Raw genomic sequence first — 23761 nt, 5'->3', positions numbered from 1 at the left:
CGGTAAACTAGATGTGCAGTTCCTGCAGCTTTTCTTTCGGCAGCGCCAGCTCTTCGTTGTGGTTTACTACCACGTCGTGATCGAGAATGTGCTTGGCGATTTCCTGCGCTTCTTCCAAAGAGTGCATGTGATAAGTCCCGCACTGGAACTCATTCAGCTCAGGAATTTTGCGCTGGTCAGTCACTTTCAGCACGTCGGACATCGCCGCTTTCCACGCATCGGCGACACGCTGCTCTTCCGGCACGCCAATCAGGCTCATGTAGAAACCGGTGCGGCATCCCATCGGGGAGATATCGATAATCTCAACGCCCTGACCATTCAGATGATCACGCATAAAGCCGGCAAACAGGTGTTCCAGCGTATGAATGCCGCGTTCCGGCATCACTTCCAGGTTCGGCCGACAGAAGCGCAGATCGAACACGGTGATGGTATCGCCATGAGGAGTTTTCATGGTTTTCGCGACGCGGACAGCCGGGGCTGCCATGCGGGTATGGTCTACGGTGAAGCTATCCAGCAGTGGCATTTCGTTACCTCCTCGTGAAAGAGTATTTATTTCGAAACTTTTTTAACTAACCAGGAAACCTTTTCCAACCCAGCGAGTCTGAGTATATGAAAGACGCGCATTTGTTATCATCATCCCTGTCATCAGAGATGCATATTTGGCCACATTGATGTGGCCTTTTTCTTTTTCAGCCCCCGCCGTGTTGCTTCAGGAACTCTTCAAAGCTTAGCGTATCGCTGGCTTCTATGTTGCGTTGACGCTGCCATGAGGCTTCCTGTTCCTTCGCCAGATCGGCTTCGGTCAGAATTTCCAACGGCTCTTCCATCAGCATCTGACGGTACTGCTCGGCCAATTGCAGGCCCACGCGGCCGGTTCCCTCTTCCTTCATCGCTTTCAGGATACGAGCAGAGAACGTCAGTTCCGGATCGTCAAACGCCGCAACCAGCTCATCGCAAACTTGCTGGTACTGCCGATCGCCGGCTTCGCTATCCAGTACCTCCGCCACGCGTCGCAGATCGTCAAACAGCGCCTTACCGACTTTCTCCAGCGGCTCACGGCTGTCATCGCAGCCCATGCCGATGGTCTGGCCAGGCTTGCGTCCTTCGAGGATCACACGGTTCCAGTTCTTGCGCGTGCACAGCAGTTCATCACTGTTCATCTCTGGCGCATCGGCCAACACACACCACACCAGGAACAGGTCCAGGAAACGTGCCTGCACCGCATCCACGCCGATTGGCGAGAACGGGTTGATGTCCAGCGAACGCACTTCGATGTATTCGATACCGCCACGCAGCAGCGCATCTGACGGCGTCTCACCGCTTTTGGTCACGCGCTTCGGCCGGATCGGCGCATACAGTTCATTTTCAATCTGCAGCACGTTACTGTTCAATTGCAGGTAACGATCGCCGTCCTTTACACCCAATTCGGCGAACTCTTCAGAAGGCGTGACAATCGCCCGCTTCAGACCGGCGACATAACTCTGCAGATCGTTGAAGGTAATGCCCAGATTGCTCTGAGATTTATTGGTGTAACCCAGGTCGCTCAACCGCAGCGAAGTGGCATACGGCAGATAGCACGTACCCTGCTCGGTACGCTCGAACGGCAATGCGGTTTCACGCCCTTTCAGGAACGAGGAACAGATCGCCGGTGACGCGCCGAACAAATACGGAATCACCCAGCCAAAACGGTAGTAATTGCGGATCAGGCGGAAGTAGCCCGCAGAAATCTGCTCTTTGCCGCTTTCTGCGTCTTTAACGCCGGCCCATGCCTGCCAGAACTCCAGCGGCAGCGAGAAATTGTAATGCACGCCGGAAATGGTCTGCATCAGCGCACCGTAGCGATTTTTCAATCCTTCGCGGTACAGCGTTTTCATGCGGCCAATATTCGACGAGCCGAACTGCGCCAGCTCAATGTCCTGCTCGGCTTCAATAAAGCACGGCATGCTGAGCGGCCACATGCGTTCATCACCCAGATTGCGCGCCACGTGACGATGGATATCACGCAGGAACGTCAGCAGGTGATCGAGGTTATCGTCAACCGGCGTAATAAACTCTAACAGCGCCTCGGCAAAGTCTGTGGTAATCCAGTGGTGCGTTAATGCCGCCCCCAACTTCTCCGGATGTCCGGTTGTCGCCAGTTTTCCGTCCGCAGTGACACGCAGCGTTTCACGCTCTATGCCACGACGAATACCTTTTAATGCATGGGGGTGGGCTTCCAACCAAGAAAGCGCCTGTGATACGTCCGGGATCAAATTGACCTCCCGCTTCTAAAAACAATAACCCGTAAGCATACTGAATCTGCACCCGAGTGAATATTGAGTTATATTCACTTCGTTAATGCCACCAGGCCATTCCCTGTAACGTTATCATAGTCAAAATGATGTAACGCAGCGCCTTTCCGATACACAGAAACAGCGCTACAGGGCCCCAGGGCATGCGCAGCCAACCTGCCAACACGCACAACAAATCGCCCACTACCGGCACCCAGCTGAGCAACAGCGCAGCCGGGCCGAAGCGTTGCATCCACCCGAGCGCCGTCTCCAGCCCCCGCTGTGGTTTCAACGCCGGTAACAAGCGCCCGATAATGACATTGGTCAGCCCGCCAAGCGTATTCCCCAACGTCGCGGCCAACACCAGCAACTCCGGTGAGACGCGGCTGTTGGTCAGCAAGGCGACCAAAACAATCTCTGAATTTCCCGGCAACAGCGTCGCACTGAGGAAGCTGCTGCCGAATAGCGACATGACCGCCAGCGTACTACTCAAAGCGTGCGGACGTCTACGACAGCCATATTGGCGCGTTTCGCCGCCTGAATACCGAAATCCGCGTCTTCAAATACCACGCATTTTTCCGGCGGCACGCCAATCAGCTCGGCGCAACGCAGGAAAGTATCGGGTTCCGGCTTGTGCCGCAGTACGTCATCGGCACCCACGATCGCATCAAAACAGTGGAGCAGGCCCAAATGGCGCAGCAAAGACTCCGCCATGCGATGTTCGCTGCCGGTGCCTACCGCCATTGGGCGGCGGCCGTGATAGGCTTTGACTACCTCAATCAGCGGCAGAGGGCGCACGCTATCCAGCAGCATCGCTTCCACCGCACGGGTTTTCTCCGCTGCCAATTGATGGGGATCGAGATCGGCCTGATGGCGGGTAATAATCGACTGGGCAATGCGCCAGCTCGGAGAACCGTTCAACGCCACCATGGCCGCTTCATCAAACGTCATACCGTAACGGGCCAGCACCTCGTGCCACGCTTTACGGTGCGTCGGCTCGGTATCAAGAATGGTGCCGTCCATGTCGAAGATCAGACCCTGATAGCGGTCGTACATCGTTACTCCATGATCGTTGAGGAAAGAAAACTACTTTAGCGTAAAGCCGGAAGGTTGTCGCTGATCGCGTAATGGCGGAATGTGCTCTGAGAAAGGCCCGGTAAAAAGAGAAGTGCGAAACGTATCCTGCCAAGGCCAGAAAGCGAAAAACCCGCCGAAGCGGGTTTTTCTTAGATGGTGCATCCAGGAGGATGATTCGGCTACGCCTCTCCCTACGGGCCGTTGCTGAAGCAACGTTGTCTCGCTGCGCTCGGCTCGAACCTCCAACCGCTCTCCTCGCGGTCGGAAAAGCGAAAAACCCGCCGAAGCGGGTTTTTCTTAGATGGTGCATCCAGGAGGATTCGAACCTCCGACCGCTCGGTTCGTAGCCGAGTACTCTATCCAGCTGAGCTATGGATGCATTACTATTTTTGGTTTGTCTGCTTGAAGAAACAAGTTAGACAGAAAGAATGGTGCATCCAGGAGGATTCGAACCTCCGACCGCTCGGTTCGTAGCCGAGTACTCTATCCAGCTGAGCTATGGATGCACAGGAATTCTTTTTTGATACCGTATGGTACGTTGTTACTACCCCACCATACTGCAAAATATGGTGCATCCAGGAGGATTACTCGGCGCTAGCGCCTCGCCCTACGGGCCATTGCTGAAGCAATGTTATCCTCCTTCGAGCACTTTCTTGCTCGTCATATGTCTGAAACTTTCGCTTCGCGACACATGAGGAAAATATGGTGCATCCAGGAGGATTCGAACCTCCGACCGCTCGGTTCGTAGCCGAGTACTCTATCCAGCTGAGCTATGGATGCAAATGGCGGTGAGGCGGGGATTCGAACCCCGGATGCAGCTTTTGACCGCATACTCCCTTAGCAGGGGAGCGCCTTCAGCCTCTCGGCCACCTCACCATACGCTTCTTTCGAATTGTGCCTAACTTGCTTTGGAGAAGCTCATCGGCACTGCGTGGCGCACATATTACTTTCTCCGACTTTTAAGTCAAACAATTTTTCCCAACTCACGTTCATTTGCGCAATTCACGCTCAACGTGGGCGATTTCGCGGCAAAAAGAGTGTTTTATCAACAGGCAACTAGGGTAAAACTACAAACAAAGCGAAGGGCTGCAAGCAAGAAATGAGTAAGGAGGAAAGCGGGAAAGGGTAATGATGGGCACAAAAAAGCTCAGTAGCGTCTCGCTAAGCAACGAGACGCTGCTTCGAAATCAGAAGGTCGTCTGTTGAGACTTCTCTGCCTGAATGCGCTGATAGATTTCTTCGCGGTGCACTGACACCTCTTTAGGAGCATTCACACCAATACGAACCTGGTTGCCCTTGACCCCTAATACTGTGACCGTGACCTCATCGCCAATCATGAGGGTTTCACCAACTCGACGAGTCAGAATTAACATTCTTTGCTCCTTGAAAGATTAAAAGAGTCGGGTCTCTCAGTTTCCCCGTCATTATCCATCATATGCTGCGAAAACGTAAGCCATGTAACCCACAATAAGTGTAAGCAGGCTTGGTCTCACCTCAGATAATAATAAGTTTAGCCGACCTGAAAAACTTTGTTCCCGGAATTGTAACTAAATTGTGTTAGCACAGGCTAAAAACGCCATAATCAGCAATGAGTTATGGCGTTTATAAGTGCTATTTATTTATATTCACAGTTTCGAAGCCACCCAGGCCTCTACGCTGTTTAATGCCGCCGGCAGAGCACTGACGTCGGTGCCCCCAGCCTGCGCCATATCGGGGCGCCCACCCCCTTTGCCGCCAACCTGCTGCGCTACCTGACCGATCAACTCGCCGGCTTTCACCCGGTCGGTCAAATCTTTGGTCACGCCGGCAATCAGGCTAACCTTATCGTCAGCCGTAGTGGCCAGCACGATAATTGCAGAACCCAGCTGATTTTTCAGATCGTCAACCATGGTCCGCAGCATTTTCGCCTCAACGTTATCAAGCTGGCTGACCAACAGCTGCACGCCATTGACCATTTTTGCCTGGCTGGACAACGAAGCGCTTTCCTGTGCCGCCTGCTGATCTTTCAGTTGCTGCAGCTCTTTCTCCAGTGCGCGGGTGCGATCCAGCACCGCACGGACCTTGTCCGTCAGGTTGTTACTGTCGCCTTTAACCAGGTGCGCAACGTCCTGTAACAGATCATTTTGCTGATGAAGGGTAGCAATAGCGCCCTCGCCGGTTACCGCCTCAATACGGCGAATACCCGCTGCGGTACCTGACTCGGTCAGAATGCGGAACAGGCCGATATCACCGGTACGGCTGGCGTGAGTACCGCCACACAGTTCGGTAGAGAAGTCGCCCATGGTCAGTACACGTACGCTGTCGTCGTACTTCTCACCAAACAGCGCCATCGCGCCCTTCTCTTTGGCATCATCCAGCGCCATCACGTCGGTTTGCACCGGCAGGTTGCGACGCACCTGCTGGTTAACCAAATCTTCCACTACGCGAATTTGCTCCGGCTTCATCGCTTCAAAATGCGAGAAGTCGAAACGCAGATATTTATCGTTAACCAACGAGCCTTTCTGCGCTACGTGATCGCCCAGAGTCTGACGCAATGCGGCATGCAGCAGGTGAGTAGCGGAGTGATTCAGACGAATGCGATTACGGCGGGCGATATCAATCTGCGCATCGACGCGATCCTTCACCTTCAGCACACCATGGGACAACTTGCCCTGATGTCCGATGGCCTGACCATATTTCTGAGTATCGCTAACCACAAAATCAGCGCCAGCGGCTTTCAGCACGCCTTTATCGCCAACCTGGCCACCGGATTCACCGTAGAATGGCGTTTCATCCAGCACCACCACAGCCTCTTCGCCAGCGTGGATCTCATTCACCGGCTGGCCGTCGCGGAACAATGCCGTCACTGTAGCCTGCTGCTCTTCGTGGTCATACCCACTGAACTGGCTGGCGCTATCAACGCGGATCATGCTGTTGTAGTCGGCGCCAAAGCCGCTGGACTCGCGCGCACGGCGGCGCTGCGCTTCCATCGCTTGTTCGAAGCCGGCTTCATCCACTTTCAAACCGCGCTCGCGGCACACGTCTGCAGTCAAATCGACCGGGAAGCCATAGGTGTCATACAGGCGGAAGGCCGCTTCGCCATCCAGGGTATCGCCCTGCAGCTTGGCCAGCTCTTCGTCCAACAACGCCAGGCCACGTTCCAACGTACGGGCAAACTGGTCTTCTTCGGTTTTCAGCACTTGCTCAACCAACGATTGCTGACGCTTCAGTTCGTCGGCTGCCGGCCCCATCACTTCAATCAGCGGCGCAACCAGTTTATAGAAGAAGCTCTCTTTCGCGCCCAGCATGTTGCCGTGACGGATAGCGCGACGAATGATGCGACGCAGCACGTAGCCGCGGCCTTCGCTTGACGGCATTACGCCGTCTGACACCAGGAAGGCACAGGAACGGATATGGTCGGCGATAACACGCAGGGATTTGTTATCCAAATCAACCGCGCCGGTCACTTTCGCCACGGCGCTAATCAGCTTGCTGAACAGGTCGATTTCATAGTTGGAATTGACATGCTGCAACACCGCGGCAATGCGCTCAAGGCCCATACCGGTATCTACCGAAGGTTTTGGCAGTGGCAGCATAGTGCCGTCGGATTGACGGTTGAACTGCATGAAAACGATGTTCCAGATCTCGATGTAACGATCGCCGTCCTCTTCCGCGCTGCCTGGCGGGCCACCCCAGATGTGATCGCCGTGATCGTAGAAGATCTCGGTGCACGGGCCGCATGGGCCGGTATCGCCCATTTGCCAGAAGTTGTCGGACGCGAAGGCCGCGCCCTTATTGTCGCCGATACGGATAATGCGTTCTGCCGGCACGCCAATCTGTTTTTGCCAGATGTCGAAGGCTTCGTCATCGGTCTCATAGACGGTCACCCACAGCCTTTCTTTCGGCAGGTTAAACCAGTTTTCACCGGTCAACAGTTCCCACGCGTAGCTGATGGCATCGTGTTTGAAATAGTCGCCGAAGCTGAAGTTGCCCAACATTTCGAAGAAGGTATGGTGACGCGCGGTATAACCTACGTTCTCCAAATCGTTATGCTTACCGCCCGCACGCACGCAACGCTGTGAGGTAGTGGCTCGGGAATAGGCACGCTTGTCCAGCCCCAGGAAAACATCTTTAAATTGGTTCATGCCGGCATTGGTAAACAGCAATGTCGGATCATTGTTCGGCACCAGGGAGCTGCTTGCTACAACCTGGTGGCCTTTACTATGAAAGAAATCGAGAAACGCTTGACGGATCTCAGCGGTGCTCTTGCTCATAATTTTCCCGGAAAGGCTAGAATAACGACACGTGAGCAAGAGCGCGACATCCTGACGATGGCATCTGGCTCACGAACAAAAAGTGGGGATAAGATAAATTTTCTTCAGAGGGAAGTAAAACCCCGTGTGCGTTCATTGCGCAAAATCACGGTAAATTGACTGAATTTCTTCCTGAAAGAAGCCGCGATAGAGCAGATAACGCTGCACTTTGGCTTTCTCTTTCCAGTCCGTTGGCAGCTCGTCGCCAAATTTCCGCTGCGCCACCAGTTTGGCTTGTTCACACCAGTCGATATCGCAATCCGCCAGCGCCGTCTGAGTCAGCTCTTTATCCACACCCTTTTGCATCAGTTCAGAGCGAATACGCTGCGCGCCATAGCCTTTACGACTGCGGCTGCCAATATAGCTGAGCGCAAAGCGTTGATCGTCCAGCCAGTTGTGCTGGTAGCAATAGGCAATAACCTGCTCGATAACGGCGGGATCTACGGGTTCTTCAGGGGAGGGTGCAGAGGCAGAGGAGGAAAGGGTCTTGGAGCCAAATCTGGTTTTCGCCATAAATGGCTGCGCCGCAAGTTTGCGGCGCAGTTCAGCTTCACTATGATCGCGTTGCGACAGCAGACGCATGGCGCGGCTTAGCAAATCATTCATATATTCAAGCCTGATTTAATCGACGTTGGTGCATGCTGAATAGCATGCACCAACCTCAACAGCGATTAAAACTCTTCGCTGGTTTCAGCTTCGTCATCATCGAAGCCTTCGCTGGTGGCAGTAACCAGTTCACCGTTGCTGTGCAGCAGCAGATCACGCAGTTTTTTGTCCAACTCGGCGGCAACCGCAGGGTTTTCTTTCAGGAAGTTGCAGGCATTCGCCTTACCCTGACCGATTTTATCGCCGTTGTAGCTATACCAGGCGCCGGCCTTCTCGATCATCTTGTGCTTAACGCCCAGATCGACCAATTCACCACGGCTGTTGATGCCTTCACCGTACAGAATTTGGAACTCGGCCTGTTTGAACGGGGCTGCAATTTTGTTTTTCACCACTTTAACGCGGGTTTCACTGCCCACCACTTCATCACCTTCTTTAACCGCGCCGATACGGCGGATATCCAGACGGACAGAGGCGTAGAATTTCAGCGCGTTACCACCGGTAGTGGTTTCCGGGTTACCGAACATCACACCGATTTTCATACGGATCTGGTTGATGAAGATCAGCAGCGTGTTGGCGTTTTTCAGGTTACCGGCCAGCTTACGCATCGCCTGGCTCATCATACGCGCCGCAAGGCCCATGTGTGAGTCACCGATTTCACCTTCAATTTCCGCTTTTGGCGTCAACGCCGCTACGGAGTCAACGATGATCACATCAACCGCGCCAGAGCGGGTCAAAGCATCACAGATTTCCAGAGCCTGTTCACCGGTGTCCGGCTGAGAACACAGCAGGTTGTCGATATCGACGCCCAGTTTTTTGGCGTAAATCGGATCCAGCGCGTGCTCGGCATCGATGAAGGCACAGGTTTTGCCTTCGCGCTGCGCGGCAGCGATAACTTGCAGCGTCAGAGTGGTTTTACCGGAGGATTCCGGGCCATAAATTTCAACGATACGGCCCATTGGCAGGCCGCCCGCTCCCAGCGCGATATCGAGTGACAGTGAGCCGGTAGAGATCGTTTCTACATCCATAGAACGGTCTTCACCCAGACGCATGATGGAGCCTTTGCCGAACTGTTTCTCAATCTGGCCCAGTGCCGCAGCTAACGCCTTTTGCTTGTTCTCATCAATAGCCATTTTTGCTCCTTCGTTTCGCAATGCCGGTGTTACCCCACACTGCCACGGAATGTATGTTGTGCAGGAAATGTCGCTAATTATACTGTATGGTCATACAGTATCAAGCCTAATTTTACAAAAATTCGTCAAGTGCGGTTTGCAGCGCGAAAATCGTCGCCTGAAGCCGCACCGCATCACGATCGCCGGCAAATTGCATCTTTCGCGCCAACACGTGTCCGGAGCGTTCGGCAAAACCAAACCATACGGTACCCACCGGTTTTTCCGCGCTGCCGCCGTCCGGCCCGGCAATGCCGCTGACCGACAGCGCCAGACCAGCCTGCGCCGCATGTAACGCGCCCTGCGCCATCTCGCGCACCACTTCCTCGCTCACGGCACCGTGGGCAGCCAGGGTCGATTCCGCCACGCCCAGCAAATCGTGTTTCGCCGCGTTGCTGTAGGTGACGAACCCGCGATCGAAATAGGCGGAGCTGCCGGCAATGTCAGTGATGGCTTTGGCGATGCCGCCGCCGGTGCAGGATTCCGCACAGGTGATCCACTGCCCCTTGGCCTTCAGTTTTTCCCCTACAGCAATGCTGAGTTCCCGCAACCGATTTTCACTCATAACCCCTCCATAGCGAATCAGGTATATGCGCCCGATAGTAGCATTTATCAAGCCTGGCCGACGCCGCGATGACAGAAATGCGCAGTGCCTCGCAGGAGAGACGGTGTTAAGCCGCAGGTCAAGCTGCTAGTATCAAATGTAACGCCCGGGTTAACGAACGGCGTTTCAGGATGAGGGATCTTACAGGGCCGTCTGTGCTGCCGGCATGGCCGGCCCAGGCAAACCAGGACAAAAGATTAGGATGATAGAGTGAAAAAAACGTTAGGCGTCTTCTTTCCGTTGTATACCACCACCCTGCTGATGCTGCTGGGTTCAGGGTTGCTCACCACTTACATCTCTCTGCGTTTAACCTCAATCCATGTAACCGGCGCGCTGATCGGCGCAATTATTGCCGCCAACTACATCGGCCTGGTGATCGGCGGTAAAGTCGGTCATTTCCTGATTGCCCGCGTCGGCCATATCCGCGCTTACGTCTCCTGCGCCGGCATCATTACCGCTGCGGTGCTGGGGCACGGCCTGACGGAATACATTCCGGTCTGGGTGGTGCTGCGCCTGATTATCGGCCTGTGCATGATGTGCCAGTTTATGGTGCTGGAGAGTTGGCTGAACGACCAGTCGGAATCCAATCAGCGCGGTATCGTTTTCGGTTTCTATATGGCGGCCACCTACCTGGGCATGTCGCTGGGCCAGGTGGTGCTGATGCTGCAGACCAACCTCGGCATCACCACGTTGCTGTTGATCGCGCTGTGTTTTGCACTCTGTCTGGTACCTATCGCCCTCACCACTCGTACCAATGCGCGCCATATGTCACCGGCGCCAATGGAACTGCGCTATTTTGTCGGCGCCATTCCCAAGGTCCTGGCGACCACGCTGGTGATCGGCATGGTAGTCGGCTCTTTCTATGGTCTGGCGCCGGTCTACGCCAGCATGCAGGCACTAACTACCCAACAAACCGGCCTGTATATGGCGATCTCCATCTTTGCCGGGCTGGTGGCGCAGTTCCCGCTCAGTTGGCTGTCAGATCGCTATAACCGTACGCTGTTGATGCGCATCAATGCCATTTTACTGATCGTGGCGGCATTGCCGCTGGCTCTGGTGCCACACATCGATTTTCCGGTGCTGCTGGTGGTGGGATTTATCGTCAGCATGCTGCAATTCACGCTGTATCCGCTGGTCGTGGCATTGGCGAACGATCTGATCGAGCCTGAGCGCCGCGTATCGCTGGCAGCCTGTTTGCTGATGGCGTTCGGCGTCGGCGCCAGTATCGGGCCGCTGGCGGTCGGTGCGCTGATTCAGCCGCTGGGCGGCAACATTCTGTATGCGTTCTTCTCGCTTTGCGGCGTGCTGCTGGTGGCCTTCAGCCGTACGGTAAAAGAAGACGAATCGCAGTTTGTGCAGGATGCGCCATTACCGCATATTCCCCTGCCGGACAGCCTGACCAGTTCGCCGCTTTCCCCGGCACTGAACCCAACCTTCGATGAGCAGATCATCCACGACACCATGCCGCCTCCGGAGGCGGCACCGGATCCGGTAGAGGTTCACCCCGGCGAAGCGCCGGCAGAGGAGGAATCCACCCCGCAGGGCGCCGATCCCGATGAGGATACGGGGTTGAAAAAGGCGCATTCGATGCTTTAATCATCGGCCTCTCTTTACACACTATCCGAGCGTCACAGATCCAGGAAGGATCCCAGGCGATAACCGCGCTCCGCAATCGCGTTTTTAATGCCTGGCGCGGTTAAAACATCCACTTCCGCAAGCCGCGGGTAGCAGTATTTGCTCTCCAGGAGGGTTTTATCCAGGAATGCCGGGTGGCACATCATCTCTACTGAACAGGCGCCACGTTCGTCGGCCCGTTCAAGCACCTGCAAAAACAGGGCTTCGGATATGGCCTCGCCATAAAAACCTGAATCAAACCACTCAGTGCTGCGGTCATAACGTAATTGAATGCCTTGTCGTTCTACTTCTTCCCGCCAAATACGCAGTGGTATGGATTTGGACTGAGCGAAGGCTTCCACCAACGGATAGATCTGCGGCAGCATATGCGCATGATGGTGGCTGTCGATATGAGTCGGCGCTTTACCGAAAACGGCCGTAAACTTGTCGTACTGCCCCACCAGCTCATTGTAGATTTCGTCCAAATCCAACATCGCAGACTCGGCCCTGTCCCACAGCCACTTACCCAGTCCCCCCTGCTCATTGACCAATGACGGCATAGCGGTCAAGGGGCGCCCATGAGTCAACACAAAATGCAGCCCCACCTGCAACCCAGGAAAAATCCGGCTTAACTGCGCCGCATGGTACACATTCTCGCCATTCACCATGGCGGTAGTTGAAGAGACCACCCCGTAGTGAAACGCCTCGATAATGCCGTAGTTCTGGCCCTTGCTCAGGCCAAAATCGTCGGCGTTCACTATCAGTAACTTTTCCATTTTGGCATCCATTTAACAAATTTTTGGCAAGGGAAAGCCGTCCGTCAGGTACGGCAGATCCCCTTCACGTATACAAAGAAACTTATTTCATCAGGCTATGAGTGGCCTGAAAGGTATTCGGAATATCGGCATTAATGCTTATCGGGAGCGGCCCTAAATAGGGCCGTAGAACTTTTTTCGGTAATTACCCGGCGTGACTTCGGTGAGTCTTTTGAAGTTTTTAATAAACAAACTCACGTCGCCGTAACCTGAATCGAAGGCGATGTCCGACACGGAATAGTTCGTCACCTCAAGCTGCGTTTTGGCGAAGTTGACGCGGATTTCATTAATCACCTGCATCGGCGTTTTATGGTAGTAGCGCCGCATCGCCCGGGTCAGGTATTCCTGCGTTTTCCCCGACAGCTCTACCATATTCAGTAGCGCCTTTTCGCCAAACATCGCTTTATCATGCATGCCCGCCAGCGTGTTCTTCAGCCATTGGGGAATATCATCCCCTTCGCCGCTCTCTTCCTTGTAATGACGGATGCGGCTGACGATATAAAAAGTCAGCGTTTCCAGGAATTCGGCAAAGTCATCTTCGCGAAACTGCGGGGAACCGACCACCGACTCGATATAGGCCAAAAACTCGCTCTTCAGGCTATAGGCCTGCGAGGCGACAAAACAGCGCGGCAGAAGCTGCAGGTAGTGCTCCTCAAAGAAGACCTTGCCGACCGCCACGTTGAAAATTTTCGCGGCACCAAACTCATAAAAGCTCTGGTGGCGTGAGCCAATAGGGATAAAAACAAAGTCTCCCCGCTCCAGCAGCACCCGCTTGCCGTTGATCTCCTGATAGCATTTACCGCTCAGGACGATGGTGAACTCATAGTAGTCATGCTGATGCAGCCCGGTCGCGCTCTCCACCTTGTTATAGATAAACAGATGAAAGTCTTTGCAGTTAAAAAAATCCTGCTCCCGAATCAGCTTAACGTCGTTCGCATTCAGCGAAACCTGATTATCAGTCACCGCGCCGCTCCCATTAGTCGAAACCGTTTTGTCTGGCCGTTTCGGCAAACCAGTAGCCACTCTTTTTAAGCGTGCGCCGTTGGCTTTCCCGATCCAGTCTGACCAGCCCGTAGCGATTCTTATAGGCATTGAGCCAGGACCAACAGTCAATAAAGGTCCATAAATGATACCCTTTGCACTGAGACCCCTCTGCCAGCGCCTGATGCAGCCATTTGAGATGATCGCGTATAAAGTCGATGCGATAGTCATCCTCCACCCGGCCGGAAGCGCCGATAAACGCTCCCTCCCCCTCTACACCCATGCCATTTTCTGAAATATAGCAGGGAATATTGCCGTAGTTTTCCTTCAGATCCATCAGAATGTCATACAGCCCTTTTTCGTAGATCTCCCAGCCCCGGTGCGGGTTAATCTTTCGGCCCGGCATCTCATAGTAGCTGAACAGATCTTCCGGCATCGTCACCCTATCGGTGGCCCGGAAGCCTTCTTTCGCTTTAACCCTGCGAGGCTGGTAATAATTGACGCCCAGGATATCCACAACCCCGTCGGCAATCAGCTGTGCATCCTCGGGCTCGGTCTGAGGTTGCAATCCGTTGGCTTTCAGCAAATCCACCAATTCTTGCGGATAACGCCCTTTTGTCACTGGATCGAGGAAACTCTTGTTCAGCAACAGATCCGCATAGTTGGCCGCCACGAGGTCTTCCTGGCGGGTCGACCGGGGATAGGTCGGGCTCAGGTTCAAAATAATGCCTATCGTGCCCTCGTTGCCCAGCGCCCTGAAATGACTCACCGCTTTGGCGTGCGCCAGAACGCTGTGGTAAGCCACCACGACGGCCCTTTTGAAATCGACCACGCACGGATAGTGCAGGTCGTTCAGATAGCCCGCTTCAACCGGCACAATCGGCTCATTGAACGTGAACCAGTGGGTGACTCTGTCGCCGAACAGGGTGAAGCAAGTCTTGGCGTAGCGAGCATAGGCTTCGACCACCGCCCTGCTTTCCCAGCCGCCTTTCTGCTGCATGCACAGCGGCATATCGAAATGGTAGAGATTGATAAATGGCGTGATGCCTTGCGCTAACAGGCTATCAATCAGCGCATTATAGAAGGCGACCGCTTTAGGGTTCACTTCGCCATCGCCCTGCGGGATCAACCGGGACCAGGAGATGGACGTTCTGAAGGTGTTATGCCCGAGCGTTTTTAACAGCAGGATATCGTCGCGGAAATTGTCATAAAACGTGGACGCGTCAGCGGGGCCAACCTGATGATGAAAACGTTCGGGGGCGATTTCATGCCAGTAATCGAAGATGTTGCGGCTTTTGCCATCCCGCGCAGAAGCCCCTTCAGACTGCGGCGCAGACGTGGCGCTTCCCCACCAGAAATCGTCAGCAAAGTGATATTTCATCCAAACGCCCCTAAAACCGGGGCAGCAGGCGCTGCCCCATTCCGACAGTTAGAATTTCAGCGCCTTGGCGATATCTTCTTCGCTCTCGGTCGCCTGATCGATCTGGCTTTGCGCCTTGTTGGAAATCATTACAAACGGCAGGTAAATCAAGGTAGCAACGCCCAGGTTGAAGAAACTCAGCAACATGGCGACGATGCTGCCGTTGGTGTTGAAGAACGCCCCCAGCCCGACCGGCATGGTCCATGGCGCAATGTTGGTGATGGGCGGGATCATCCCGGTGTAATAGGCCACGGTGGTGATAATCGTCAATACCGGTTGCACCAGGATGAACGGAATAAACATCACCGGGTTCATAATCACCGGCAGGCCAAACAGGATAGGTTCATTGATCTGGAAGATGCCCGACGGGGTAGCCAGCTTGGCAACCTGACGATAGTCTTCGCGGCGTGAGGCGATAAAGATGGCGATAATCAGCCCCAGCGTCGAGCCGGTCCCACCCAGGTAGATATAGGAGTCCACAAAGGGTTTCGCCCACATATGGAACTCTTTGCCCGCAGCAACCGCCGCCTCGACGGAACCGTACTTGTTGTAAAGCTCCACGTTTTCCAGCGCGAATGGCGTCATGATGCCGCTGTCCAGCGCCGCCAGCGCCATCGAGCCATGTACCCCGAAGAACCACAGCAGCGAAGAGAACATCACATACACCCAACCCACTACGCTGCCCATTTTCGCCAGCGGAGCCGAGATGCTGTCCATAATGATTTGGTGGAAGTTGGTGCCCCACAGCGTCAGGCAATAGGCCAGCACGCCCATAATCGACAGGATAAGAAAGCCGGGGATCAATGCGGAGAAAGAGCGTGATACCGAAGAAGGCACGCTGTCCGGCAGGCTGATCACCCAATTGCGCCGCACCACAAAGGCAAACATCTCCGCCACCACCAGGCCGATCACCATACCGGAAATGATGTTGGCTCCCCCCAGCCAGTTCGCGCCTACGGCGTAGGCTTCACCCACACTGAACGGCGTCAGGGTCATAAAGGCGGCAACGGCCAGCAACGCGGCTGCCAGCGGATCAACCTTTCTTTCCTCAGCCAAAGCCATACTGATGAAAAAGGGCGTCATCAGGGACATGATCCCCAGGGTGCCGTTATAAACGCTGCCGCCGATGCTTTTCAGGCCGTTCAGCGTTTCAATGGTGGATGCATCCAGCCGCACTCCCAGCGAGAAGAAGAACGATCCCTCACCGAAGCTGAGAAACACGTTGTTGATCAGAACGAACATCGCCCCGGTCAGCGTCAGCGGCATCAACCGGATAAACCCGTTTTTGATGGCATTAACATGGGGTTGCTTACCAATTTTCACGGCAAAAGGCAGAATGACCTTTTCCAACGAGGCAATTAACGTATTCACGGCAACGCCCCTTATTGGTTAGCTTTTTTTATTGTGGCAACCGCCGCCTTCAGCACGCCAAGGCCATCGAGTTTGCCGTACAAAACGGAATCGATCACTTCGACCGGCTTATGCGGCAACTGTTTCTGCACTTCGGCAAGCGTGTAGGCGATCTGTGGCCCCAGCAGGATCACATCTGCCTCGGCGCCTTTCTCCGCAGCCAGAGCTTCGGGATAAGCGGCAATGATCACCGGCACCTCGTACTTCTCCGCTTGCGCTTTCATTTTGGAAACCAGCAGAGAAGTGGACATACCGGCAGAACAAAACAGATAGATTTTTTTCTTTTCCATACCAAGCCCCTCAAGATAATCAAAAAAACCCCGTGTCATTTGTATGCCAGATGCAATCAAGATTGCCTCACGCACATTCCTTATGAAGTTTCCGTTACGTTGCCCTGGTTGCCGACAGTATACGGAGACGGTGAAGCAGACCGGTAAGCCACTGGCCGATAGAATCGTCTATCCTTGACCTGCCGGCTTGACCCTCTTCACATTTCACATAAAAAAATAGTGTGACCGACCTCTCAAATAACCCTTTAAAACTCGTCAAAGTCATCTGGATAAAATAAATAACAATTATAAACAATAAGTTAAAAACACGCAGGGTATTTATGGATAACTTTTGGCGCATCAGGGCCGGCAACAGACAGACGAAAGTAAAATAGTGCACCCTTGATTAGATCCAGGCACAGGAGGGGAGCAAATTCCGCCGGCGGAGAAAGGGACAAGAGGGGAACGCGCCCGGCTGCAATGCAGCGATTTCAGCCGGGGAAACGCAGCATATCTATTACCGTCGTTAAAGCGACCGGATGGTTTCTACGGTTGGGATAATACAGATAGAAACCCGGGAATGACGGGCACCAGTCCGCCAGCACCCGTTCCAGGCGCCCGGCGGCAAGGTGCTCCGCCGCCTCGTTCTCGATGGCGAAGGCAATACCGACATTCTCTAACGCCGCCTGCAACATCAGCCGGCCGTCATCGAGTATCAACGGGCTATTTACCGCAACGGAAACGACCTTGTCTCCCCGGCGAAACTCCCATTTATAGAGTTCGCCGGAAGAGATCTTGCGCCATCCGATGCAGCGATGATTTAACAAATCGCCGGGCGTATCTGGCTTCCCATGGCGTTGGAAGTATTCCGGGGTCGCGACAATGGCCAGCCGCAGATCCGGCGACACTCGCACCGCCCGCATGTCGTTGTGCAGGTCTTCTCCCAGCCGGATGCCGGCGTCAAATCCCAGTTCGACGATGTTGGCGAACCCCTCCTGCGCCACAACCTCCAGCGTAATTCCGGGAAAATCGCGGGCCAATCGCCCCAAATGTGGCAACAGGACCAGCTCGATCGCCGAACGGGGAGCATTGATCCGCACCAGCCCGCGCGGCTGCTCGCGAAAGGTGTTCAGACTTTCCAGTGCAGCGTCGATATCGGTAAACGCGGGCGCCAGTCTGGCCAACAGATGCTCGCCGGCTTCGGTCGGCGAAACGTTGCGCGTGGTTCGATTCAGTAACCGCAGGCCGACCTGCTCTTCCAGCTCACGCATAGTGTGGCTGAGGGTTGGCGGGGTAACGCCAAGCCGGGCGGCGGCGCGCCTGAAGCTGCGTTCATTGGCGATCGCGACGAAAGCCGCCAGGCCGGACAATTCGAGTTTCTTCATCGGATTGATATAAATAATTTAACAGTGAAATGAATTTTTAACGGATAGTTATCTTTTTGGCAACAACATAGCATGGCGGTGTGATCAATAACCCAGAGTCCATATCATGACTACGCATACTGATTCAGTTCACATCCCGCAAAAACGTTTGGAAGGAAAGGTGGTCCTGGTGACCGGCGGCGGCACAGGCATCGGACGCGCCGCGGCGCTGGCCTATGCCCGCGAAGGCGCTAGAGTGGCGTTGGCGGGGCGCCGTTCGGCAGAGATCGAAGCCACCGCCGGCGAAATCATCGCCGCGGGCGGAGAAGCCCTGCCTGTGGTGGCCGATGTTTCGCTTGAAGAGGATATCCGTCGGCTGATCGCTGCGGTAATCACCCATTATGGAAGGCTCGACGTCGCCTTCAACAACGCCGGCATACTTGGGAATTTTTCACCCATCACTCAACAAAGCAGTGCGGATTTCGACCAGGTGATCGCCGTCAATCTCAGGGGAGTGTGGCTGGCGATCAAATACGAGATAGAGACTTTCCTTACGCAAAATTCCGCCGGCGTCATCATCAACACCTCTTCCTGGCTCACCCACGGGGCGCTCGCCGGCTCGTCGAGCTACTCCGCCAGCAAAGGGGCGATTGACGCGTTAATCCCCGCAGTGGCACTTGAATACGGACGCCAGGGCATCCGCATCAACAACATTAATCCCGGTATCATCGAAACACCGATGGCGCACAGCAGCGTCGCCGATGTCAGCGCTTTCGCGCCGTTTATCGAACACACCCCCGTCGGGCGCATGGGACAACCGGAAGACATCGGCGATGTGGCGGTCTGGCTTGCAACGGACGAAGCCCGTTTTGTCACCGGCCAAAGTCTGCTGGTGGATGGCGGCTACACCATCGCCGGCATCCGCTGAGGAGACGCATAATGAACTATGTTCGCCTCGGCCACAGCGGCCTGAAGGTTTCCCGGCTCTGCCTGGGCTGCATGACCTACGGCGATCCCGCCTGGCGCCCCTGGGTGCTGAAAGAAGAGCAGGCTCGCCCTTTCATCCAACAGGCGCTGGAAGCCGGCATTAACTTTTTCGATACCGCCAATATCTACTCGGCGGGCGAAAGCGAACGCATCGTCGGCCGCGCATTGCGCGATTTTGCCCGCCGCGAAGAGAAGAGATGGTGATCGCCACCAAGGCGTTCTTTCCGATGGACGAATCCCCCAACGGCCGGGGCCTGTCGCGCAAACATCTCATTCATAGCGTGGAAGCGTCGCTGCAACGATTGGGGACGGACTATATCGACCTGTTCGTACTGCACCGCTTCGATAGCGAAACACCGCTCGAAGAGACGGCCGAAACGCTCGACACTCTGGTGCGTGCGGGCAAGATCCGTTACCTCGGCGCCTCCTCTATGCACGCCTGGCGCTTTATGAAAATGTTGGATTTTCAGCGCCATAACCGATTGGCGGCGTTTATTTCGATGCAGAGCCAATACAACCTGGTGACGCGTGAAGATGAGGAAGAGTTAATCCCGCTGTGCCAGGAGGAAGGCATTGGCCTGACGCCCTGGTCCCCTTTGGCGCGCGGCCTGCTGGCGGGTGCCAAAAAATCCGCCACGCTGCGCGCCCAGACCGACGAACAGGCCCCGCTGTGGTATGGCGGGCGCAGTGAAGTGGAACAATCCATCGCGGCGGTCGAGGCGTTGGCTGCCGCCCGCGGCGTAGCGCCGGCGCAAATCGCGCTCGCCTGGCTGCTGGCCAGAAAAGGCGTGGCTTCGGCATTGGTCGGCATGTCGCGACCGCATCACCTGCAGGATGCCGTCGCGGCGCTTTCCCTCAACCTGTCGGATGACGACATGGCGGCGCTCGAAGCGCCAATGCAACAGCACATGCCCACCCGCCGTTGGTAATTTCCGCCCGGTGGAAAAGCGCCCGTAACTTCCCCTCAACAAAGGAGAGACTGGATGCCATACGCGATAACACCTTCCCCCGCACGGGCGTCCCTGTTGGCCTTGCTGCTGGCCATTGCGGCCCCGGCCATTTCCGCGCTGGCCAACCAGGCCCCCTGCGTCGCCACCAGCATGACATTGCCGCCGGGAGCGCTCTACCCTAACGGCATAGCCCGCGCATCCGACGGCACCCTGTATGTAGGGCTGATTACCAGCGGCCGCGTGCTGCGCAAACGCCCGAACCAAGATTGGCAAACCTTCTTTCCCGGCACCGATACGGTGTTCGCTTCAAACGCTCTGAGACTGGACGAACGGCGCGGGCTGCTGTGGGGAAATTCGCCGGACTTCCTGTCGGCGGGGAAAGCCCGCGCCAACCGCGTTTACGCCCTGAACGTCGCGGATGCCACGCTCAACCGCAGCCTGCCGCTGCCGGAAGGCGAAATGGGCAACGATATCGTGCTCGACGCAGAGGGTACGGTCTACCTGACGGAAACCAAAGGCGGCGGTATCCTGCGGCTGCGGCCGGACGATCCGGCATTTCAGACGCTGTATCGCGACAGCAGACTGACGGCCCCCAGCGGCCTCGGTGCAGCCGGCATCGTGATCCTCGACGACAAACGGATGGCGATCGCCAATTTCGGCACCGGCAGGCTCTATACTCTCAGCTATGGCGATGCCCAGCCGGTGCTGTCCGAGATATTGTTGCCGCGCACCATCGAAAACCCGGACGGCATGGGGCTGGCGCCGGACGGCGCACTGATCGTGCTCGAAAATGGCATCAGCAGCGGCCAGGGCAGGATCCTGCGCATTGCCGCGCCGGGCGCGGCCGGCATGCACAAGATCGAGATCCTTCGCGAAGGCATGGAGTCGCCGGTTAATTTGGACATCACGCCGCAGGGCTGCGCCCTGGTCACCGAATCGCGCATTCGTCACCGCCTGCTGCCCGGGCATGAAACCGAAGTGCCCGACAGCTTCCGCGTCTACCAACTTCCCCTGCCCTTATCCACATCCACCGCTCACTAACGCCGCTGCCGCCCCCAGCGGCAGTTTGCAATAAAAAACGCCGATATGACGGCTGCAACATCTTCCCCGCGTTGCAAACCCGCTTTGCGTAAAGCTTCCAATTTTTACCTGTGACAGCCGATTGCCCGCTGGGCTAGTATAAGCTTCAGTAAAAGGTCTGGGTGTTACACTGCGCCGTTTGGCCCTTTGATTAATGGATCGGCGTTGCCCGGCAATCGCCAATCCCGTGATGTTTTGTGAGGCGATGCGATAGCGAATGACGACAATCAAAATCACAATTAAATTTAAATTCAATGGATTGGAAACAGTAATCTTATGAATAGCACCGACAAGCTCGATTCGCATACGCCGATGATGCAGCAATACCTGCGCCTCAAGGCGCAGCACCCCGAAATTCTGCTGTTCTACCGCATGGGCGATTTCTATGAGTTGTTCTACGATGACGCCAAACGCGCTTCCCAACTGCTGGATATTTCGCTGACCAAACGCGGCGCTTCAGCGGGTGAGCCGATCCCAATGGCCGGCGTGCCGCACCACGCGATCGAAAACTACCTTGCCAAGCTGGTTCAGCTCGGCGAGTCCGTCGCCATTTGCGAACAAATCGGCGATCCGGCCACCAGCAAAGGCCCGGTCGAACGCAAGGTCGTGCGTATCGTCACGCCGGGCACCATTACCGACGAGGCGCTGCTGCAGGAACGCCAGGATAACCTGTTGGCAGCGATCTGGCAGGACGCGCGCGGTTTCGGCTACGCCACGCTGGACATCAGTTCAGGCCGTTTTCGCGTCGCTGAACCGGAAGACGTTGAAACCATGGCGGCCGAGTTGCAGCGCACCAATCCCGCCGAGCTGCTTTATCCGGAAACCTTTGAACATATGGCGCTTATCGAGAAGCGCCACGGCCTGCGCCGTCGTCCATTGTGGGAGTTTGAACCCGATACCGCACGCCAGCAGCTTAACCTGCAGTTCGGCACCCGCGATCTCACCGGTTTCGGCGTGGAACAGGCTCATCAGGCATTGCGCGCCGCAGGCTGCCTGTTGCAGTACGTCAAGGATACTCAGCGCACGGCATTGCCGCATATCCGTGGCATCACCATGGAGCGTCAGCAAGACGGCATCATCATGGATGCCGCAACGCGGCGTAACCTTGAACTGACCCAGAACCTGTCTGGCGGCAGTGAAAATACGCTGGCGGCCATTCTCGATTGCACCGCAACGGCGATGGGCAGCCGTATGCTCAAGCGTTGGCTGCATATGCCGACCCGCGACATCAAGGTGTTGAACAACCGCCAGCAGGCGATTGGCGCACTGCAGGATTTGTATGCCGATCTGCAGCCTTCGCTGCGGCAGGTGGGCGATCTGGAGCGCATACTGGCGCGTCTGGCGTTGCGTAGTGCCCGTCCGCGCGATTTGGCGCGCATGCGCCATGCGTTCCAGCAGTTGCCGGATATTCACGCTCTGCTCCAGGGTGTGGAAACTCCGCATGTGCAACATCTGCTGTCGCAAGTCGGCCAGTTTGATGAACTGCAGGATCTGCTGGAACGAGCGGTCGTTGAAGCCCCGCCTGTGCTGGTGCGTGACGGCGGCGTCATCGCCCCCGGTTATAACAGCGAGCTCGATGAGTGGCGCGCATTGGCCGACGGCGCCAGCGACTATCTGGAACGTCTGGAGATCCGCGAACGCGAAAGGCTGGGGCTGGATACGTTGAAGGTGGGGTTCAACGGCGTGCACGGCTATTATATCCAGGTCAGCCGCGGACAAAGCCATCTGGTGCCGATCCACTACGTGCGTCGCCAGACGCTGAAAAACGCCGAACGCTATATTATTCCCGAACTGAAAGAGTATGAAGACAAGGTCCTGACCTCCAAAGGCAAAGCGCTGGCGATCGAGAAAGGCCTGTATGAAGAGCTGTTCGACTTGCTGCTGCCGCACCTCGGGGAATTGCAGCAAAGCGCCGGTGCGCTGGCTGAACTGGACGTGCTGGCTAACCTGGCGGAGCGTGCGGAAACGCTGAACTACGCCTGCCCGACCATGAGCGAACAGCCGGGCGTACGCATTGCCGAAGGCAGACACCCGGTGGTGGAGCAGGTGCTGAGCGAGCCGTTTATCGCCAACCCGCTGTCGCTGTCGCCTCAGCGTCGAATGCTGATCATTACCGGCCCCAATATGGGCGGTAAAAGTACCTATATGCGTCAAACGGCGCTGATTGTGCTGATGGCGCACATCGGTAGCTACGTGCCGGCAGCCAAGGCCGTTATCGGCCCGGTGGACCGTATCTTTACCCGCGTTGGCGCGGCAGACGACCTGGCCTCTGGCCGCTCCACTTTCATGGTGGAAATGACCGAAACCGCCAATATTCTGCACAACGCCACCGAGCACAGCCTGGTATTGATGGATGAAATCGGTCGCGGCACCTCGACCTACGACGGCTTGTCCCTGGCCTGGGCCTGCGCGGAAAATCTGGCCAACCGCATTAAGGCCATGACGTTGTTCGCTACCCATTACTTCGAACTGACTACCCTGCCCGAGAAAATGGAAGGCGTGGTCAACGTTCACCTGGATGCGCTGGAACATGGCGACACCATCGCCTTCATGCACAGCGTGCAGGACGGGGCCGCAAGTAAAAGCTATGGTCTGGCGGTTGCGGCGCTGGCAGGCGTGCCGCGTGAGGTGATCAAACGCGCGCGCCAGAAACTGCGTGAGCTGGAAGCCATCTCCAGCCATACCGCCTCCGGTACCGTTGACGCCACCCAGATGACGCTGCTGAATGAGGAAACGTCCCCGGCGGTAGAAGCGCTAGAAGCACTTGATCCGGACTCTCTGTCGCCACGGCAGGCGCTGGAGTGGCTTTACCGTCTGAAGAAAATGGTGTAAATCCGCCTGCGCTACAGGCATAAA

Annotated in this window: 20 protein-coding genes, 4 tRNA genes, 1 other RNA gene and 1 pseudogene; 5 read left to right on the top strand and 21 right to left on the bottom strand. The window is 55.8% G+C overall.

Going from position 1 to position 23761, the window contains the following annotated elements; all coding sequences use genetic code 11:
• Positions 1–7: 7 nt before the first annotated feature.
• From luxS to pncC, 14 genes are all read right to left on the bottom strand, one after another.
• Positions 8–523: an S-ribosylhomocysteine lyase gene (luxS, locus tag JK621_RS02940; protein ID WP_004950350.1), complete on the bottom strand. Its 516-nt coding sequence runs from the start codon at positions 521–523 to the stop codon at positions 8–10.
• Between the two features lie 166 nt (positions 524–689).
• Positions 690–2252, bottom strand: coding sequence for a glutamate--cysteine ligase (gene gshA / locus JK621_RS02935; RefSeq protein ID WP_212558575.1), 1563 nt, complete (start codon positions 2250–2252; stop codon positions 690–692).
• Between the two features lie 82 nt (positions 2253–2334).
• The gene (locus JK621_RS02930) at positions 2335–2763 is read right to left on the bottom strand and encodes a YqaA family protein (protein ID WP_126480378.1); all 429 of its coding nucleotides are present in this window, start codon (positions 2761–2763) and stop codon (positions 2335–2337) included.
• Positions 2760–3326 (bottom strand): fructose-1-phosphate/6-phosphogluconate phosphatase, encoded by a 567-nt coding sequence (gene yqaB, locus JK621_RS02925; protein ID WP_212558574.1) that lies wholly within the window; start codon positions 3324–3326, stop codon positions 2760–2762. Before yqaB ends, JK621_RS02930 begins: the two co-directional genes overlap by 4 nt.
• A 175-nt stretch (positions 3327–3501) precedes the next feature.
• Positions 3502–3621: non-coding RNA, RtT sRNA (locus JK621_RS02920), on the bottom strand.
• Between the two features lie 28 nt (positions 3622–3649).
• A tRNA-Arg gene (locus JK621_RS02915) sits at positions 3650–3726 on the bottom strand.
• Positions 3727–3776: 50 nt separating this feature from the next.
• Positions 3777–3853, bottom strand: a tRNA-Arg gene (locus JK621_RS02910).
• Between the two features lie 197 nt (positions 3854–4050).
• A tRNA-Arg gene (locus tag JK621_RS02905) sits at positions 4051–4127 on the bottom strand.
• A 3-nt stretch (positions 4128–4130) separates the two neighbouring features.
• Positions 4131–4223 (bottom strand) — tRNA-Ser (locus JK621_RS02900).
• Between the two features lie 311 nt (positions 4224–4534).
• Positions 4535–4720, bottom strand: a complete 186-nt coding sequence (csrA, locus tag JK621_RS02895) for a carbon storage regulator CsrA (RefSeq protein WP_004950328.1) — start codon at positions 4718–4720, stop codon at positions 4535–4537.
• A gap of 252 nt (positions 4721–4972) precedes the next feature.
• Positions 4973–7600 carry an alanine--tRNA ligase gene (gene alaS / locus JK621_RS02890; protein ID WP_212558573.1) on the bottom strand — a complete coding sequence of 876 codons (2628 nt, stop codon included), beginning with the start codon at positions 7598–7600 and terminating at the stop codon, positions 4973–4975.
• A 132-nt stretch (positions 7601–7732) separates the two neighbouring features.
• Complete coding sequence (recX, locus tag JK621_RS02885; protein WP_212558572.1) at positions 7733–8245, bottom strand: recombination regulator RecX; 513 nt, start codon at positions 8243–8245, stop codon at positions 7733–7735.
• Positions 8246–8310: 65 nt separating this feature from the next.
• Positions 8311–9375: a recombinase RecA gene (gene recA / locus JK621_RS02880; protein ID WP_126480368.1), complete on the bottom strand. Its 1065-nt coding sequence runs from the start codon at positions 9373–9375 to the stop codon at positions 8311–8313.
• A gap of 112 nt (positions 9376–9487) precedes the next feature.
• Entirely contained in the window at positions 9488–9976 is a 489-nt protein-coding gene (gene pncC / locus JK621_RS02875) for a nicotinamide-nucleotide amidase (protein ID WP_212558571.1), read from the bottom strand.
• 249 nt (positions 9977–10225) lie between these two features.
• Between pncC and JK621_RS02870 the strand changes: the two genes are divergently transcribed.
• Positions 10226–11611: an MFS transporter gene (locus tag JK621_RS02870; RefSeq protein ID WP_212558570.1), complete on the top strand. Its 1386-nt coding sequence runs from the start codon at positions 10226–10228 to the stop codon at positions 11609–11611.
• Between the two features lie 32 nt (positions 11612–11643).
• Here the strand turns inward: JK621_RS02870 and chbG are convergent, their stop codons facing one another.
• The 6 genes from chbG to JK621_RS02840 all read right to left on the bottom strand — a co-directional run bounded on the left by chbG (position 11644) and on the right by JK621_RS02840 (position 17909).
• Positions 11644–12405, bottom strand: coding sequence for a chitin disaccharide deacetylase (gene chbG, locus JK621_RS02865; protein ID WP_212558569.1), 762 nt, complete (start codon positions 12403–12405; stop codon positions 11644–11646).
• Between the two features lie 153 nt (positions 12406–12558).
• Positions 12559–13407: a transcriptional regulator ChbR gene (chbR, locus tag JK621_RS02860; protein ID WP_212558568.1), complete on the bottom strand. Its 849-nt coding sequence runs from the start codon at positions 13405–13407 to the stop codon at positions 12559–12561.
• 13 nt (positions 13408–13420) lie between these two features.
• Positions 13421–14806 carry a glycoside hydrolase family 1 protein gene (locus tag JK621_RS02855; protein WP_212558567.1) on the bottom strand — a complete coding sequence of 462 codons (1386 nt, stop codon included), beginning with the start codon at positions 14804–14806 and terminating at the stop codon, positions 13421–13423.
• Positions 14807–14854: 48 nt separating this feature from the next.
• Positions 14855–16216 carry a PTS N,N'-diacetylchitobiose transporter subunit IIC gene (gene chbC / locus JK621_RS02850; protein ID WP_212558566.1) on the bottom strand — a complete coding sequence of 454 codons (1362 nt, stop codon included), beginning with the start codon at positions 16214–16216 and terminating at the stop codon, positions 14855–14857.
• Between the two features lie 11 nt (positions 16217–16227).
• Complete coding sequence (locus JK621_RS02845) at positions 16228–16545, bottom strand: PTS sugar transporter subunit IIB (protein ID WP_006317708.1); 318 nt, start codon at positions 16543–16545, stop codon at positions 16228–16230.
• A gap of 470 nt (positions 16546–17015) precedes the next feature.
• On the bottom strand, positions 17016–17909 hold the full coding sequence (locus tag JK621_RS02840; RefSeq protein WP_212558565.1) for a LysR family transcriptional regulator: 894 nt from the start codon (positions 17907–17909) through the stop codon (positions 17016–17018).
• A 106-nt stretch (positions 17910–18015) separates the two neighbouring features.
• Between JK621_RS02840 and JK621_RS02835 the strand changes: the two genes are divergently transcribed.
• The 3 genes and pseudogenes from JK621_RS02835 to JK621_RS02825 all read left to right on the top strand — a co-directional run bounded on the left by JK621_RS02835 (position 18016) and on the right by JK621_RS02825 (position 20866).
• The gene (locus JK621_RS02835; protein WP_212558564.1) at positions 18016–18816 is read left to right on the top strand and encodes an SDR family NAD(P)-dependent oxidoreductase; all 801 of its coding nucleotides are present in this window, start codon (positions 18016–18018) and stop codon (positions 18814–18816) included.
• 11 nt (positions 18817–18827) lie between these two features.
• Positions 18828–19804: pseudogene (locus tag JK621_RS02830) on the top strand (aldo/keto reductase).
• Between the two features lie 54 nt (positions 19805–19858).
• Positions 19859–20866 (top strand): hypothetical protein, encoded by a 1008-nt coding sequence (locus tag JK621_RS02825; RefSeq protein ID WP_249337134.1) that lies wholly within the window; start codon positions 19859–19861, stop codon positions 20864–20866.
• Here JK621_RS02825 and JK621_RS02820 read toward each other — a convergent pair.
• Positions 20843–21211 (bottom strand): hypothetical protein, encoded by a 369-nt coding sequence (locus tag JK621_RS02820; protein WP_212558563.1) that lies wholly within the window; start codon positions 21209–21211, stop codon positions 20843–20845. The genes JK621_RS02825 and JK621_RS02820 overlap by 24 nt on opposite strands.
• On the opposite strand from JK621_RS02820, the gene mutS reads away from it, so the two are divergent.
• Entirely contained in the window at positions 21182–23737 is a 2556-nt protein-coding gene (gene mutS, locus JK621_RS02815; RefSeq protein ID WP_212558562.1) for a DNA mismatch repair protein MutS, read from the top strand. The genes JK621_RS02820 and mutS overlap by 30 nt on opposite strands.
• The last annotated feature ends 24 nt before the right edge of the window (positions 23738–23761 follow it).

Origin of the sequence: Serratia plymuthica (genome assembly GCF_018336935.1) — a bacterium.
GTDB classification, from domain to species: domain Bacteria; phylum Pseudomonadota; class Gammaproteobacteria; order Enterobacterales; family Enterobacteriaceae; genus Serratia; species Serratia plymuthica_B.
Note: the sequence above shows the minus strand (reverse complement) of the source record. Positions and strands in the feature narration are given on the sequence as shown.